The sequence below is a fragment of the Pseudomonas sp. Sample_14 genome (assembly GCF_004307515.1).
Taxonomy (GTDB): Bacteria; Pseudomonadota; Gammaproteobacteria; order Pseudomonadales; family Pseudomonadaceae; genus Aquipseudomonas; species Aquipseudomonas atacamensis.
Genome location: NZ_RCOC01000073.1, coordinates 32,916 through 49,162 on the forward strand (window position 1 = coordinate 32,916; position 16,247 = coordinate 49,162).

Sequence of the window (16,247 nt, forward strand, 5' to 3'; positions counted from 1 at the left end):
TTTAACCTTTAAGCTGAGCCAGGGCGCGGTAATCCGCTCCCAGCGTGGCCTGTAGAACCTCTTTCGGATAATCGTCGGTCACTACCGCTTCGCCCATCCGGCGCAGCAGCACCAGGCGCAGACGACCGTCGATCACTTTTTTATCAATTGCCATGTGTTGGAGAAAATCGGCTTCGCTCATCTCTTCAGGCGGAATGACCGGCAGGCCGGCTCGCTGGAACAGACGAATGCCGCGATCACGCTCCTGCCCGCTGATCCAGCCCAGGCGCGCGGACATTTCCAGCGCCATCACGGTACCAGCCGCCACCGCCTCGCCATGCAGCCAGACACCATAGCCCATGTGGGTTTCGATGGCGTGGCCAAAGGTGTGGCCGAGATTGAGCGTGGCGCGTACGCCGGTTTCCTTCTCATCGGCACCGACCACCGCAGCCTTGGCCGCGCAGGAACGCTCGATCGCATAGGTCAGCGCGGTTTGATCCAGCGCGCGCAGGGCGTCGACGTTTTCTTCCAGCCAGGTCAGAAACGGTTCGTCGCAGATCAGACCGTACTTGATGACTTCCGCCAGGCCCGCCGACAACTCGCGCTCCGGCAGGGTTTTCAGCGATGCGGTATCGATCAGCACCACGTTCGGCTGATAGAACGCGCCGACCATGTTCTTGCCCAGCGGATGGTTGATGCCGGTCTTGCCGCCGACCGACGAATCGACCTGCGACAACAGCGTGGTAGGAATCTGGATGAAATCGACACCGCGCTGATAGCAGGCGGCCGCGAACCCGGCCATGTCGCCGATCACCCCGCCGCCCAAGGCGATCACGGTGGTGCGGCGGTCATGACGGGCGGTCAGCAAACCATCGAAAATCAGTTGCAGGGTTTCCCAGTTCTTGAAGGCTTCGCCATCAGGCAACACCACCGAGATCACCGAGAACTGTGCAAGGCTGCGGGTCAGACGTTCGAGATAGAGCGGCGCGACGGTTTCGTTGGAGATGATTGCCACCTGCCGCCCGTGGATATGCGGCGCCAGCAGTTCCGGCTGATCCAACAGACCTTCGCCAATATGAATCGGGTAGCTGCGCTCGCCTAGATCGACCTTGAGTGTCTGCATGTGTCCCCACAGTGAAGATGGAAGCAGGCATCCTGCCCTGAAATTATTGGTGTTCTGCGGCCTGTAGCGGTATGACGCCGCTCGCCCGGCATCCGCCACACCCTCGGCGGACGCTGACAGGACGCCGAGGATAGCGCATTTCGGACGATGCTTTAACGGGGCGGCAACTGCGCGAGGCGGTCGAGAATGTCGAGCACCACCATGCGTGGCGGCCGCTCGTCGGTTTCCACCACTAGATCGGCAATTTCCCGATACAGCGGGTCACGGATCTCGAGCAGGTCGCGCAGGGTTTTCGCCGGATCGGCGGTACGCAGCAGCGGCCGATTGCGATCGCGGGAGGTGCGGCCGACCTGCTGCTCGACGGAGGCGTGCAGATACACCACGCGCCCGCCTTCATGCAGGGCCTTGCGATTGGCATCACGCATCACTGCGCCGCCGCCGGTCGCCAGCACCACGCCATCGAACGCGCACAGCTCGGCGATCATCGCCTGCTCACGGTCACGAAAGCCGGGCTCGCCTTCCTTGTCGAAGATCCATGGGATATTGGCACCCGTGCGCAGCTCAATTTCCTTGTCGGAATCCTTGAACGGCAGGCGCAGCTCTTTGGCCAGCAATCGGCCGATGGTGCTTTTGCCAGCACCCATCGGTCCTACAAGTATCAAATTTCGCACAGAATCAACGACTCACAGCAATCGCCTGGTTATTCATGATACGCGGAGTGAGAAATACCAGCAGCTCGGATTTTTTCTCCGAAACCACATCACGCCGGAAAAGGCGGCCAAGATACGGCACATCGCCAAGAAATGGCACCTTATCTACGACCTTGCTTTGAGTATTTGAAAAAACACCGCCGATTACGATGGTCTCGCCGTCATTTACCAGCACTTTGGCGTTGACCTCGTTTTTCTTGATTGGCGGCACATCCTGCACTTTGTTCAGGTAGTCCGGCTCATCCTTGGTGACCTTGACCTCCATGATGATGCGGTTGTCCGGGGTGATCTGCGGAGTAACTTCCAGCGACAGCGAGGCCTCTTTGAACGACACCGAGGTCGCGCCGCTGGAGCTGGCCTCCTGATAGGGAATCTCGGTGCCTTTGAGGATCTTCGCGGTTTCCTTGTCCGAGGTGACCACCTTCGGCTGCGAGACGATTTCGCCGTTGCCGGTCTTTTCCATCGCCGTCAGTTCGAGATCCAGCAGCACGTTGTCGGTGATGAATGCGATGCCGATCCCCGAAGTGTTATTTACCGTGCCCATGTCGACGAACGGCGAGTTGGTGCCGGTGCTGCCCGGCGTACCGATAGTGCTCGACGAACCGTTGACCCCGGAGGCGTTCCAGTTGCCCTTGTTCTGCACCGAACCGCCCCAGCGCACGCCCAGGCTCTTGTCGTAATCGACGTTGGCCTCAACGATGCGCGCCTCGATCATCACCTGGCGTACCGGAATATCCAGCTGCGCGACGATCCGCCGGAGTTCGTCGAGGCGATCCTGGGTCTGGTAGGCAATGATGTTGTTGGTTCGCTCATCGACGGTAATCGAACCGCGCTCGTCGACCTTGGCCTCGGCACTGGTCACGGACTGGAACAGCTTGGCGATGTCCGCCGCCTTGGCGTAATTGACTTGCAGCAGCTCACGACGCAGGGGCGCCAGCTCGGCGATCTGCTTCTGCGATTCCAGTTCCTGACGCTCGCGAGCGGCAATTTCATCGGCCGGCGCGACCAGCAGCACGTTGCCGATCTTGCGCTTGTCCAGTCCCTTGGTTTTCAGCACCAGATCCAGTGCCTGATCCCACGGCACGTTTTGCAGGCGCAAAGTGATACCGCCCTGCACCGTATCGCTCGCCACCAGATTGAGATTGGTGAAGTCCGCGATCAGTTGCAGTACCGAACGCACGTCGATGTCCTGAAAATTCAGTGACAGCTTGTCGCCGACATAGGCCTGACGGTCGGCGTTGCGCTTTTGCAGGTCGTCGATGCTCATCGGCCGAACGCTGACGGTGAGCTTGTTGTCGGTCTGAAACGTTGAGTAGTCGAAGGTGCCGCTGGGCTCGACACTGATCACGGTGCGATCGCCGGTGAGCGCTGCGTTGACGAACTGCACCGGCGTAGCGAAGTCCTTGACATCCAGGCGCACGCGCAGTTTTTCCGGCAATTGCGTGCGGGCGAAGCTGAGGATGATCTTGCCATCGTGCTCCTGGATATCCGGGGCGATGGTCGGATCAGAGAGGTCGATGACTACGTTGCCCTCGCCCTCGGTGCCGCGCTGGAAATCGACGCCGCGAATCGCCCTGCTTCGTTGCGCGGCTGGTCTGGCAGGTGCCGCAGCGGCCGTGGCAGCACGCGGTGCAACGCCAGCCGGGCGCGGCGCAGTCGCGGAAGCGCCCTGACCGACCACGACGAACAGATTATTGCCCTCGACCCGCGTGCTGTACGGCGCCAATTGCGTCAGGCTGACAATCAGCCGCGTGCGATCCTTGGCTTCGGCCACCGTGGCCGCGCGCGCGTTGCCGCTGCCCAGATCAAGATTCCTGTTGGCCACCTGGCTGGTCACGCCCGGCAGATCCAGTGCAATGCGTGCCGGTGACTCGGTTGTGTAGCCCTTGGGCTGTGGTGGCGGGCCGTCGAACGACAGCTTCAGTTCGACGCGGTCACCCGGCAGCGCGGCAACATCCAGCGCTTTCAGACTGGCCGCCATTACCGTCGGTGACACCAGCGCTATCCATAGCGAAAAACCGAGGGTGGAGAAAATCCTGTTCATTGTTCGACTTCCACTATGAGTGCTCTTTCAAAGGAATGGTGCGCGGCCGCTCCAGCCAGGCGCCGGCGCCGTCGGGCACGATCTCGACGACATCGACCTGGGTAGGGCTGATGGCGACGATGCGGCCGTCGTTGCGGCCCAGGTAGTCGCCGACCTTCAGGCGATGCACCCCGCCTGCGCCGCGCAACAGCGCAAACGAGCCCGAGGCATTGGCGATCGTGCCGACCATTTCGAACTGCTCGATATTGAATCCTTCAAGATATTGCTTGACCCGGTTGGGGTCGGGTTTGACGTTGCGCGAGCCGTGCTTCTGCCCGGCCAGATCGACCCGCGCCTGCCGCGAAAACGGGCTGCGCAGGTTGGCGGCGCTGTAAGTGAATGTGGGGTAAGACCGGAATGTCGGCGTTGGTTCAATCTTGCCCGCCGGACGCAGGCGCACTTCGTTGAGGTACGCGTCGAGGTCGCTGAAGTCATCGCCGCCACCGCAGCCGCTCAACGCCAGCACCATGGGCAGGACGAGATAACGAATCGGGGTCATTTCTCCAGCCCCTTGTCGTTATAGCGGTACGTCTTGGCAAGAATGCTCATGCGCAGCTTCGTCCCGCCCTCGGGATTGGCCGGCGCCAGTTCGAAATCGTGCAGAGTCACAATTCGTGGCAGGCCGGCGACGCCGCTGACGAAGGTGGCGAGGTCGTGATAGGCGCCGGTCACGGTGATCTGGATCGGCAGTTCGATGTAGAACGGCTGGGTCACTTCCGGCAGCAGCTTGATTTCCTCGAATTCCAGGCCGCTGCCCAGACCGGTGCGGGTGATGTCTTCGAGCAGGCCCGGCACTTCGGTGTCGCTGGGCAATTGCCGCAGCAGCACGCCGAAGGTGTTTTCCATTTCCTTCATTTGCTGGGTATAGAGCTCAAGGTTCGCCGACAGCCGCGCCTTGCTGGCGAATTGTTCCTTGAGGGTGATTTCTTCTTCGCGCTTGAGGTCGAGCTGATTTTCCATGTCGCTGATGAAGAAGTAATAGCCAAGCGCGAGAATCAACACCATCACCAGCGCACCGCACAGGGTTTTCACGGCCGGCGGCCAGGAGCCGATGTTGCTGGTGTCGAGGTCGTTGAAATCGATGTTGCGCAGGCTATGCAGCCACTCGGAGGCGTTCATTGCTCGTCCTCCACAACCTTGGGCTGGGTCTGACGAACGGTCAGCTGGAAGACGTTGGCCTGTTCGACCTGATCGGCGCTGGTGGCCTTGACCGCATTCAGGCTCGGCGCGTCGAACCAGTCGGACGCGTCGAGATTGCGCATCAGCTCGGAGACCCGGTTGTTCGACTCCGCCGCGCCACTGATGGACAGGGTCTTGCCGGCCATTTTCACATCGGTGAAATACACGCCGTCCGGCAGGGTACGCGCCAGTTGGTCGAAGACCCGCCCGCTGATCTGCCGGTTGCCCTGCAGGTCCTGGATGATGCGCATGCGCTCGACCAATTGCTGGCGGCGCGCCTTGAGCTCGCTGATCTGCTTGATGCGTTCGTCGACCACGGCAATCTGTTTGCCGATGTAATCGTTGCGCGCCATTTGCCGCTCGATGGCCGCAGTGATGATCTGGTCGGCAATCAGCACCGCGCCGATCGAGCCGGCCAGCACGCCGATCAGGACCAGCAGAAAGCGCTTGCGCCGTTCTTCGCGGCGCTCCTCGCGCCAGGGGAGAAGGTTGATCCGCGCCATCAGTCGAAACTCCTGAGCGCGAGCCCGCAGGCAATCATCAAGGCTGGCGCATCACTGGCCAGCGCCCCAGCATTGACCTTGCTGCCTAGAGCCATGTCGGCGAACGGGTTGGCGACCTGCGTCGGCGTGTCCAGACGCTGTTCGATCAGACGGTCCAGGCCGGGCACCGAAGCGGTGCCGCCCGCCAGCAGGATATGGTCGACCGCGTTGTACTGGCCGGAGGCGAAGAAGAACTGCAGCGAGCGCGAGACTTGCTGCACCAGCGCCTCGCGAAATGGCTGCAGGACCTCGCTGACGTAATCGTCAGGCAGCCCGCCCTGCTTTTTCGCCAGGCCCGCCTGTTCGACCGTGAGGCCGTAGCGGCGCTGGATCTCTTCGGTGAGTTGGCGCCCGCCAAACAATTGCTCGCGGGTGTAGATGATCTTGCCGTTGTGCAGGACGCTGAGGGTGGTCATGGTGGCGCCGATGTCGACCACCGCCACGGTCAGGCGCTCCTGGGAGGCCGCCAGATGCGTTGCCAGCAGGCCGAACGAGCGCTCCAGCGCGTAGGCCTCGACATCCACCACCCGCGCGGTCAGGCCGGCGAGCGCCAGCGCCGCTTCACGCACCTCGACGTTTTCCTTGCGACAGGCGGCAAGCAGCACGTTGACCCGTTCCGGGTTGCGCGGCGAGACGCCCTGGACTTCAAAGTCGATGGCGACTTCGTCCAGCGGATAGGGAATGTATTGGTCGGCCTCGATCTTGAGCTGGTTTTCCAGTTCGTCGTCGGACAGCCCGGCGTCCATCTCGATGACCTTGGTGATCACTGCCGAACCCGCCACTGCCACCGCCACGCTCTTGACCCCGGTACGCGCCTTGACCAGCAGGCGGCTCAGTGCCTGGCCAACGCCCTCGAGTTCGGCGATGTTCTTTTCGACCACAGCGTTCGCCGGCAACGGCTCCACCGCGTAGGCCTCGACCCGGTAGCGCTCGCCCTGACGGCTCAGTTCCAGCAGCTTCACCGACGTGGAGCTGATGTCGATCCCCAGTAACGCATTGGTCTTTTTATTGAAGAGTCCCAGCACTACCAATTCCCTATGACTTTCCGTGAGTTACGGACTCTGTAATACGCATTGCGTTCCTTCACCCCCGTCTTGACAGAAGCGCCAATGACGCCTCCGACGGAAAAGTGCTTATAATGCCCAGCGATTTTTTCCGCTTTTTACTGCCCGCGCGGATGGCTCTGTGTGTAACCGCAGCCCCGTGCCAAATTCATTCTTTGCCCTGGATGTCCAAAAGCCTTGATTCGTCTGCTGAAATTTTTCGGTTGGTCCATCGTCGCCGTTTTCTGCGGACTGCTCTTAGGTCTCAGCGGCGCCTTTCTTTACCTTAGTCCGGGTTTGCCGTCTGTGGAGGCGCTGAGAAGCATTCAGTTGCAGATTCCTCTGCGCGTCTACAGCAGCGATAACAAGTTGATCGCAGAATTTGGCGAAATGCGCCGTACGCCGATCCGTTTCGCCGACATTCCGCCCAATTTCATCAATGCGTTACTAAGTGCTGAAGACGACAATTTTGCCAATCACTATGGCGTCGACCCGAGCAGCCTGATGCGTGCGGCAACGCAATTGGTCAAGAGTGGGCACATTCAGTCCGGCGGCAGCACCATCACCATGCAGGTGGCGAAGAACTTCTTCCTCACCAGCGAGCGCAGCTTTTCGCGCAAAACCACAGAAATTCTCCTGGCCCTGCAGATCGAACGACAGCTGACCAAGGACGAGATCCTTGAGCTGTACGTCAACAAGATCTACCTGGGTAACCGCGCCTACGGCATCGAGGCGGCGGCGCAGGTGTATTACGGCAAATCGATCCGTGACATCAGCCTCGCGCAGATGGCGATGATCGCCGGTCTGCCAAAGGCTCCGTCGCGCTTCAACCCGCTGGCCAACCCGGCGCGCAGCAAAGAACGCCGCGACTGGATCCTCGGGCGCATGTACAAGCTGGGCAAGATCAGCGAAGCCGACTACACCGCGGCGATCAACGAGCCGCTGAACGCCAGCTACCACGTGCCGACCCCGGAAGTGAACGCACCGTACATCGCCGAAATGGCCCGCGCCGAAATGGTCGGCCGTTATGGCAGCGAGGCCTACACCGAAGGCTTCCGCGTCACCACCACGGTGCCAAGCAATCTGCAGGAAATGGCCAACACCGCACTGCACGAAGGCTTGATGACTTACGACCAGCGCCACGGCTACCGTGGCCCCGAGTCGCGCCTGCCGGGCAAGACCCGCGAAGCCTGGGCCAGCGAACTGACCAAGCAGCGCACCATCAGCAGTCTCGAACCTGCGATCGTCACCCAAGTCGACAAAACCGGCCTGCAAGTGCTGACCCGCACCGGTGAAGAGCACGTTGCCTGGGACACGATGAAATGGGCGCGACCGTTCCTCAATACCAACAGCATGGGCGCCAACCCGCGCCAGCCGTCGGATGTCGCGCAGGTCGGTGATCTGATCCGCGTGCAGCGCCAGACCGACAATTCACTGAAATTCAGTCAGATTCCGCAGGCTCAGGGCGCACTGGTGTCGCTGGATCCGCAGAACGGCGCGATCCGTTCGCTGGTGGGTGGCTTCGCTTTCGAGCAGAGCAACTACAACCGCGCCATGCAGGCCAAGCGTCAGCCGGGTTCGAGCTTCAAGCCATTCGTTTACAGCGCCGCGCTGGATAACGGCTACACCGCTGCCAGCCTGGTCAACGATGCGCCGATCGTGTTCGTCGACGAGTACCTGGACAAGGTCTGGCGGCCGAAGAACGACACCAACACTTTCCTCGGCCCGATCCGCCTGCGTGAAGCGCTGTACAAGTCGCGCAACCTGGTGTCGATCCGCCTGTTGCAGGCCATGGGCGTGGGCAAGACCATCGACTACATCACCCGCTTCGGCTTCAACAAGCAGGACCTGCCGCCGAACCTGTCGCTGGCACTCGGCACCGCAACGCTGACGCCGATGGAAATCGCCACTGGCTGGAGCACCTTTGCCAACGGCGGCTACAAGATCACCCCGTACATCATCGACAGGATCGAAAGCCGTAACGGCGACACGCTGTTCGTCGCCAACCCGCCGACCGTGCCACAGGGTGGCGCGGCGACCGACGGTATCGCTGCGCCGACTACCGAGTCGTTCACGGTCAATGCCGCTCCGGTTGCCGGTGAAGCGTCGGCCAATCCGGCAGTGCCGCAAGCGCCGGCCGTGGCCGAGCGGATTGTTGATGGACGCACCACCTACATCCTCAACAGCATGCTGCAGGACGTAATCAAACTCGGCACCGGCCGGCGCGCACTGGCCATGGGCCGCAGCGACATCGCCGGCAAGACCGGTACCACCAACGAATCGAAAGATGCCTGGTTCTCCGGTTACAACGCTGATTACGTAACCACGGTGTGGACCGGTTTCGACCAGCCGGAAAGCCTCGGACGCCGTGAGTTCGGTGGCACCGTGGCGCTGCCGATCTGGATGAATTACATGTCGGCCGCGCTGAAAGACAAGCCGCCGCATGTGCAGCCTGAGCCGGAAGGTCTGCTCAGCCTGCGGGTGGATCCGGTCAGCGGCCGTGCAGCAACACCGAGCACACCGGGTGCGTACTTCGAACTGTTCAAGGCCGAAGACACGCCGCCATCGGTGAACGAGCTGGGCAACGGCGCCGTACCAGGCAGCCCGCTGCCGGCGGATGAACAGGCGCCGATCGATTTGTTCTGATCCGGCAGCCATTGAAAAGCCCCGCCTTCGTGAGAAGTGCGGGGCTTTTTATTGCCCGAAGATCAAGAGCCCCTCACCCTAACCCTCTCCCGGAGGGAGAGGGGACTGATCGGGGGATGCTTGGGGAGCTACATCGACCTGAAAGTGTTGTGCCGAATCCATAATCGACACCACTCTCTCAGGTCGATGAAGGGCGTCGAACACCTCGGTCAATCCCCTCTCCCTCTGGGAGAGGGCTAGGGTGAGGGTCCTTGTCGATATGAAATGCGATCCTGAGAACTCCCGAAAACAAAAAAAAACCCGACTCTCGCGAGCCGGGGCTTTTGTTTGAAGCGCTACAACGGCTTAGCCGTTGAACACGTCATCCACGCTTTTCAGCGGGTAGTTCTTCGGATACGGCAGGGTGGCCACGCCGGTCTCGATCGCAGCCTTGGCCACGGCGTCGGAGATCAGGGTGATCAGGCGCTTGTCCATTGGTTTCGGAATGATGTACTCACGGCCGAATTCCAGCGGAGCACCGCCGTAGGCATCGCACACGTCCTGTGGAACAGGCAGTTTGGCCAGTTCGCGCAGGGCGTTGGCGGCGGCGACTTTCATTTCTTCGTTGATGCGCTTGGCGCGAACGTCCAGGGCACCACGGAAGATGAAAGGGAAGCCCAGCACGTTGTTGACCTGGTTCGGGTAGTCCGAACGGCCGGTGGCCATGATCACGTCGCTACGGGTGGCGTGCGCCAGTTCCGGGGAGATTTCCGGATCCGGGTTGGAGCAGGCGAAGACGATCGGGTTGGCCGCCATCGACAGCAGGCCTTCGGCGCTCAGCAGGTTCGGACCGGACAGACCGACGAATACGTCAGCGCCTGCCAGTGCGTCTGCCAGGGTGCGCTTCTCGGTAGCGTGGGCGAACACGGCTTTGTACTGGTTCAGGTCGTCACGGCCGGAGTGGATCACGCCGGTACGGTCAACCATGAAGATGTTTTCGATGCGAGCGCCCATGCTCACCAGCAGTTTCATGCAGGAGATGGCGGCAGCACCGGCGCCGAGGCAGACAATCTTCGCTTCCGGCAGGGTTTTGCCAGCGATTTCCAGGGCGTTGATCATGCCCGCAGCGGTCACGATCGCGGTGCCGTGCTGGTCATCGTGGAACACCGGAATATCGCACTGCTCGATCAGAGCGCGTTCGATCTCAAAGCACTCTGGCGCCTTGATGTCTTCCAGGTTGATGCCACCGAAGGTGATGGAGATGCGCTTGACGGTGTCGATGAAGGCTTGCGGGCTTTCGGAGTCGACTTCGATGTCGAATACGTCGATGCCGGCGAAACGCTTGAACAGTACGCCCTTGCCTTCCATTACAGGCTTGGAAGCCAGTGGGCCGAGGTTGCCCAGGCCGAGAATCGCGGTGCCGTCGGAAATGACTGCCACCAGGTTGCCCTTGCCGGTGTATTTGTAGGCCAGTTCAGGATCGCGAGCGATCTCGCGTACTGGTTCAGCTACGCCGGGGCTGTAGGCCAGCGACAGGTCGCGGGCGGTAGCAGTGGCCTTGGTGAGCTCGACACTCAGCTTCCCCGGACGAGGATTGGCGTGGTATTCGAGAGCGGCAGTTTTCAGATCAGACATTTTGGCATTCCGCTTTTTTACTGTTGGACAGACTGGTCAGCGAGGATACGCGCCTCGCAAAGTCCCCACAAGACTGGGCAGTCACCGCTGTCAAGCGCCCTGCCCTACGACTTTGGGCCAAGAGCCACGGCGTACAAGGGCTGGACTGTTCACAATCAATCAGAAAAATGTCTACAATTTTTCTTCAGCGCGGTACGTGCAGCATCGAAGGATCGGTCAACGGCAGCAACCAGCGCGCCTGACCTTTTTGCAGACCACCGCGCCGGGATCGGTCAACCACCCAGCCACGCGCCTCGATCTGCCTGCCTTTCAATGCTTGCAAACCAGCACTGTCAAATTGTCCGAGCAGATTGGGTGCAACCCGCAATACAAGCGTGTCTTGCAACTCGATCCAGATTCCGCCGCGATTGCGCAGCACCTTGCTCACCCGACCGCTGACTACGGCAAAGCCCGAACGCTGGATCTGCTGCGCTTTCTGCACCGGCGATTGCCGCCAGAGACCAAGCCCGGCTCGTCGCGCGCTGCGTTCGGCGACCTGTTGGCAGGCGACCAGATCGACATTCGGCGCCACCGCGACCTGAAAACCCAGGCCATCGGCAAGCATCTGCGCTTCGAGATTGGCACCGCTGACGCTGTAAACATGCGCCAGCGTACGCCCGTAATGGTCTTTCGCCTGCTTGCCGGGACGCAGACCGACCCGGCCGCCGCTGTCATCGACCAGCGCTTGCAGGCGTTTGCGCGCTGCCACGGCGAAGGGTTCGTCGCTGCGGCCCTGCTTGCCCAGCTCCGGCGTATTGAGGCCGATCATGCGCACATTGCGCCCGTCGCTGAGGCGCAGGGTGTCGCCATCGACCACCCGCTGCACGGAAACGCTGGCCAGACCTGCGGGTGCCGGACAAAAGGCCTGGGCGGCGGACAGCCAAATCGCAGACACAAAAAAGGCGCCCGCAAGGGACGCCTTTTTCATCAGTCTGGAGAAGTCGAAACGACCATCCAAAATGATCAGCCTCAGGCTTTTTTGCCGACGCCGAAAGTAGCGAAACGGTCTGCGAACTTCTGCACGCGGCCGCCGGTGTCCAGAGTCTTCTGCTTACCGGTGTAGAACGGGTGGCATTCGTTGCAAACGTCGATCGCCAGGGCTTTGCCGTAGGTCGAACGAGTTTCGAACTTGTTACCGCAGCTGCAGGTAACAGCGATTTCCGGGTAGTTCGGATGGATTTCGGCTTTCATGGTGTCTTCCTCAGGCTAGCGTGCCGCCACCCAACACTATTGTTGAATACCGCACGTAATTAGGCCGCGGATTCTACCAGACCTTTTCAATCGCGCAAGCTGTCACCGAGACCGACCGTCTGCTAGGCTCCCGGCCTTGAACGCACTTCCCTGTGGGAGCGAGCCTGCTCGCGAAGACGCCAGGTCAGTCGACACATGTGTTGCCTGACCCACCGCCTTCGCGAGCAGGTTCGCTGCCACAGGTCATGCATATCCGATCATTTTGCGTATCGAGATCCCCCCGCGTGCCCGACGCCATTCTGCGCCTTGCTCTGCCTTCGCCTCTGCGCCGCCTGTTCGATTACCGGGCGCCGGCCGGGGTGCGGCGCGAGCAATTGCAGCCGGGCATGCGCCTGCGGGTGCCGTTCGGTCGGCGCGAGATGATCGGGATTCTGGTCGAGGTCACCGACACCAGCGAAGTGCCGGCAGAAAAACTCAAGCCGGCGCTGGCCCTCCTCGATACGACTTCGCCACTGCCGCCAGCGCTGTTCAAGCTGTGCCTGTGGACCGCGCAGTATTACCAGCACAGCCTCGGCGACACCTTGAACTGGGCCTTGCCGGTGCTGCTGCGTCAGGGCGAGCTGGCCGAGGCCCGGCAGGAACGCTTCTGGTCGATTGCTCCGGGCGCCAGCGTTGACGACCCGCGAGTGGCCCGCGCGCCACGCCAGCGCGAGGCGCTGACCACGCTGGCCCAGCACCCCCACGGCGTCGCCCATCAGTTGTTGAGCAAACTGATGCTGAGCAAGGACAGCCTCGATCTGCTGCTGGCCAAGGGGCTGGTGCAGGTCGAAATCCGCCGCCACGCCCCCGGCGTTCGCCATGAACACTGGCTGGCGCAACCGGAGCTGCCGCTCAATAGCGAACAGCGCGCGGCGTATGAAGCGATTCGCGCCGGCTTCGACAGTTACCACGCTTTTCTCCTGGCTGGTGTCACTGGCAGCGGCAAGACCGAAGTCTATCTGCAACTGATTCGCGAGACCCTCGAAGCCGGCAAACAGGCCCTGGTACTGATTCCGGAGATCAACCTCGGCCCGCAGACCCTGGCGCGTTTCGAACAGCGCTTCAACGCGCGGATCGCCCTGCTGCACTCGGCGGTAAATGATCGCGAACGCCTGGAAGCCTGGCTCGCCGCCCGTGATGGCGAGGCCGACATTATTATCGGCACCCGTTCGGCCCTGTTCACGCCGATGAAAAATCCCGGGCTGATCATCATCGATGAAGAACACGACGGCTCCTATAAACAGCAGGAAGGTCTGCGCTACCACGCTCGCGATCTGGCGCTGGTACGCGCACGGCAGGAAAACATCCCGATCGTGCTCGGCTCCGCTACGCCGTCGCTGGAGAGCCTGCACAACGCTTACACGGGGCGCTACGGCCTGTTACGCCTGAACGAACGCGCTGGCGGCGCCAAGCAACCGCGCTTCCTGCGTCTGGACGTGAAAAGCCGTCCGCTCGACAGCGGTATTTCCGGGCCGATGCAGCAAGCCATCGGCCAGACCCTCGCCAACGGCCAGCAGGTGCTGGTGTTCCTCAACCGGCGCGGCTTTGCCCCTACCTTGCTCTGCCACGATTGCGGCTGGATGTCCGAATGCTCGCGCTGCGATGCGCGCATGACCGTGCACCAGCGTTACGGCGAGTTGCGCTGCCATCATTGCGGCAACGTTGAGCGCACGCCACGCCAGTGCCCGAAGTGCAGCAAGGTCGATCTGCGCCCGGTCGGCGCCGGCACCGAACGCGCCGAAGAGCGTCTGGCGATTCTGTTCCCGGATTACCCGGTACTGCGCGTCGATCGCGACAGTACATCGCGCAAGGACGCGATGAATCAGCTGTTTGCGACGATTCAAAAGGGTCAGCCGTGCATTCTGGTCGGCACGCAGATGTTGGCCAAAGGGCACCATTTCCCAAGGGTGACGCTGGTATCAATCCTGGATGCCGACGGTGGTCTGTTTTCCGGCGACTTCCGCGCCAGCGAGCGCATGGCGCAGTTGATCGTCCAGGTCGCCGGGCGTGCCGGGCGGGCTGAAGAGCCGGGCAAGGTGATCATCCAGACGCATTTGGCCGACCATCCTTTATTGGTGCAACTGACCGAGCAGGGTTATTTCGCCTTCGCCGAACAAGCCCTGAGCGAACGCCGCGCGGCCGGATTACCGCCGTTCGCCCATCTGGCGCTGCTGCGCGCCGAAGCGCACAAGCCGGGGCAGGCGGAAGGTTTTCTCGACGAAGCGTGCAGCGCGGCCGAACGCCTGCTGGCCGAATTGAATCTGAGCGGCATCGAGCTGCTCGGGCCGGTGCCGGCACCGATGGAGCGCCGTGCCGGGCGTTATCGCGCGCAACTGTTGTTGCAGGCGACCGCGCGGGCGCCGTTGCACCGCTTGCTGGCCAGCTGGATGCTGGTGCTGGAGCAGATGCCGAGTGGGCGGGCGGTGCGCTGGTCGCTGGATGTTGATCCGGTGGATCTGTATTGAGCTGAAGATCGCTTTCGCGAGCAGGCTCGCTCCCACAGTGGATCAGCGCCGTACATACCTTGTGGGTCCTGCGCAAAACCTTGTGGGAGCGAGCCTGCTCGCGAAAGCGGACTTTTTGTCACCACATATCCACATCCTGCCTGCTAAGGTTGGCAAGCCCGTCTTCGCAACGGATAATGCCCAGTTTTTCCACCCGCGCATCGATGCGCCCGCCGCGCTTGCGGTCGAAAGAGAAGACCATGAAAGACACCATTCGCCAGCTGATCCAGCAAGCCCTCACCCAACTCGTCAACGAAGGTGTGTTGCCTGAAGGCCTGACGCCGGCGATCCAGGTGGAGAACGCCCGCGACAAGACCCACGGCGACTTCGCCAGCAACATCGCCATGATGCTGGCCAAGCCTGCCGGCATGAAGCCGCGCGATCTGGCGGAGAAAATCATCGCCGCCCTGCCCGCTGACGAGAACGTCACCAAGGCCGAAATCGCCGGCCCGGGCTTCATCAATTTCTTCCAGAACACCCAGGCCCTGGCCTCGCGCCTCGACGCCGCGCTGGCCGACGCCCATGTCGGCGTGCGCAAGGCCGGCCCGGCGCAGCGCACCGTGGTCGACCTGTCGGCGCCGAACCTGGCCAAAGAGATGCACGTCGGCCACTTGCGCTCGACCATCATCGGCGACGGCGTGGCCCGGGTGCTTGAGTTCCTCGGCGACGAGGTGATCCGCCAGAACCACGTTGGCGACTGGGGCACTCAGTTCGGCATGCTGATGGCTTATCTGCAGGAAAACCCGATCACCAGCGACGAGCTGTCCGACCTGGAAAACTTCTACCGTGCGGCCAAGCAGCGTTTCGACGAGTCCGAAGAATTCGCCGACCGCGCCCGTGGCCTGGTGGTCAAGTTGCAGGCTGGCGATGCCGAATGCCTGGCACTGTGGACCAAGTTCAAAGATATCTCGCTGTCGCACTGCCAGAAGATCTACGAACTGCTCAACGTCAAACTGACCATGGCCGACGTCATGGGCGAAAGCGCCTATAACGATGACCTGATCAATGTGGTCAACGACCTCAAGGCTGCCGGCATGCTGGTCGAGAGCAACGGCGCCCAGTGCGTGTTCCTCGACGAGTTCAAGAACGCCGATGGCGACCCGCTGCCGGTGATCATCGTCAAGGCCGACGGCGGTTACCTGTACGCCACCACTGACCTGGCGGCCGTGCGCTACCGCAGCGGCAAGCTCAAGGCTGATCGTGCGCTGTACTTCGTCGACCAGCGCCAGGCCCTGCACTTTCAGCAGGTCTTCGCGGTGGCGCGCAAGGCCGGTTTCGTCACCCATCCGATGGAAATGGAACACATGGGTTTCGGCACCATGAACGGCGCCGATGGCCGTCCGTTCAAGACCCGTGATGGCGGCACCGTGAAGCTGATCGACCTGCTGACCGAAGCCCAGGAACGTGCCTACAACCTGGTGAAAGAGAAGAACCCGACCCTGGCCGAAGACGAGTTGCGCAACATCGCCAAGGTTGTTGGCATCGGCGCGGTGAAATACGCCGACCTGTCCAAGCACCGCACCAGCGACTACAGCTTCAACTTCGACCTGATGCT

14 protein-coding genes are annotated in these 16,247 nt (G+C 61.7%); 3 read left to right on the forward strand and 11 right to left on the reverse strand.

All coding sequences use genetic code 11. From position 1 onward, the window contains the following. Nucleotide 1: 1 nt before the first annotated feature. The 7 genes from aroB to D8U61_RS17995 form a co-directional block, all read right to left on the reverse strand. A complete protein-coding gene (gene aroB, locus D8U61_RS17965) occupies nt 2–1,102 on the reverse strand; it encodes a 3-dehydroquinate synthase (RefSeq protein WP_016772046.1) in 1,101 nt (366 codons plus the stop codon). 152 nt (nt 1,103–1,254) lie between these two features. Beyond that, complete coding sequence (gene aroK / locus D8U61_RS17970) at nt 1,255–1,773, reverse strand: shikimate kinase AroK (RefSeq protein ID WP_024011270.1); 519 nt, start codon at nt 1,771–1,773, stop codon at nt 1,255–1,257. A gap of 4 nt (nt 1,774–1,777) precedes the next feature. Then, entirely contained in the window at nt 1,778–3,856 is a 2,079-nt protein-coding gene (pilQ, locus tag D8U61_RS17975; RefSeq protein ID WP_130927401.1) for a type IV pilus secretin PilQ, read from the reverse strand. Between the two features lie 13 nt (nt 3,857–3,869). Continuing rightward, a complete protein-coding gene (locus D8U61_RS17980) occupies nt 3,870–4,394 on the reverse strand; it encodes a pilus assembly protein PilP (protein WP_071174144.1) in 525 nt (174 codons plus the stop codon). Next, on the reverse strand, nt 4,391–5,014 hold the full coding sequence (pilO, locus tag D8U61_RS17985; RefSeq protein WP_130887650.1) for a type 4a pilus biogenesis protein PilO: 624 nt from the start codon (nt 5,012–5,014) through the stop codon (nt 4,391–4,393). Before pilO ends, D8U61_RS17980 begins: the two co-directional genes overlap by 4 nt. After that, complete coding sequence (locus tag D8U61_RS17990; protein ID WP_130927402.1) at nt 5,011–5,577, reverse strand: PilN domain-containing protein; 567 nt, start codon at nt 5,575–5,577, stop codon at nt 5,011–5,013. Before D8U61_RS17990 ends, pilO begins: the two co-directional genes overlap by 4 nt. Then, nucleotides 5,577–6,641 carry a pilus assembly protein PilM gene (locus tag D8U61_RS17995; protein WP_024011266.1) on the reverse strand — a complete coding sequence of 355 codons (1,065 nt, stop codon included), beginning with the start codon at nt 6,639–6,641 and terminating at the stop codon, nt 5,577–5,579. Before D8U61_RS17995 ends, D8U61_RS17990 begins: the two co-directional genes overlap by 1 nt. 216 nt (nt 6,642–6,857) lie before the next feature. Between D8U61_RS17995 and D8U61_RS18000 the strand changes: the two genes are divergently transcribed. Further along, on the forward strand, nt 6,858–9,305 hold the full coding sequence (locus D8U61_RS18000) for a penicillin-binding protein 1A (protein WP_125917439.1): 2,448 nt from the start codon (nt 6,858–6,860) through the stop codon (nt 9,303–9,305). Between the two features lie 345 nt (nt 9,306–9,650). On the opposite strand, the gene D8U61_RS18005 is transcribed toward D8U61_RS18000, so the two are convergent. From D8U61_RS18005 to rpmE, 3 genes are all read right to left on the reverse strand, one after another. Beyond that, complete coding sequence (locus D8U61_RS18005) at nt 9,651–10,919, reverse strand: malic enzyme-like NAD(P)-binding protein (protein ID WP_016772053.1); 1,269 nt, start codon at nt 10,917–10,919, stop codon at nt 9,651–9,653. Between the two features lie 184 nt (nt 10,920–11,103). Beyond that, complete coding sequence (locus D8U61_RS18010; RefSeq protein WP_130927403.1) at nt 11,104–11,886, reverse strand: thermonuclease family protein; 783 nt, start codon at nt 11,884–11,886, stop codon at nt 11,104–11,106. 41 nt (nt 11,887–11,927) lie between these two features. Beyond that, entirely contained in the window at nt 11,928–12,149 is a 222-nt protein-coding gene (gene rpmE, locus D8U61_RS18015) for a 50S ribosomal protein L31 (protein ID WP_016772055.1), read from the reverse strand. A 284-nt stretch (nt 12,150–12,433) separates the two neighbouring features. Here rpmE and D8U61_RS18020 point away from each other — a divergent pair, with 284 nt between their 5' ends. Then, nucleotides 12,434–14,653: a primosomal protein N' gene (locus D8U61_RS18020; protein ID WP_110602589.1), complete on the forward strand. Its 2,220-nt coding sequence runs from the start codon at nt 12,434–12,436 to the stop codon at nt 14,651–14,653. Nucleotides 14,654–14,771: 118 nt separating this feature from the next. Here the strand turns inward: D8U61_RS18020 and D8U61_RS28235 are convergent, their stop codons facing one another. Beyond that, nucleotides 14,772–14,894 (reverse strand): hypothetical protein, encoded by a 123-nt coding sequence (locus D8U61_RS28235; protein WP_016772057.1) that lies wholly within the window; start codon nt 14,892–14,894, stop codon nt 14,772–14,774. Here D8U61_RS28235 and argS point away from each other — a divergent pair. Further along, on the forward strand, nt 14,893–16,247 hold a 1,355-nt coding region (gene argS, locus D8U61_RS18025; protein WP_130927404.1), incomplete at its 3' end, for an arginine--tRNA ligase. The genes D8U61_RS28235 and argS overlap by 2 nt on opposite strands.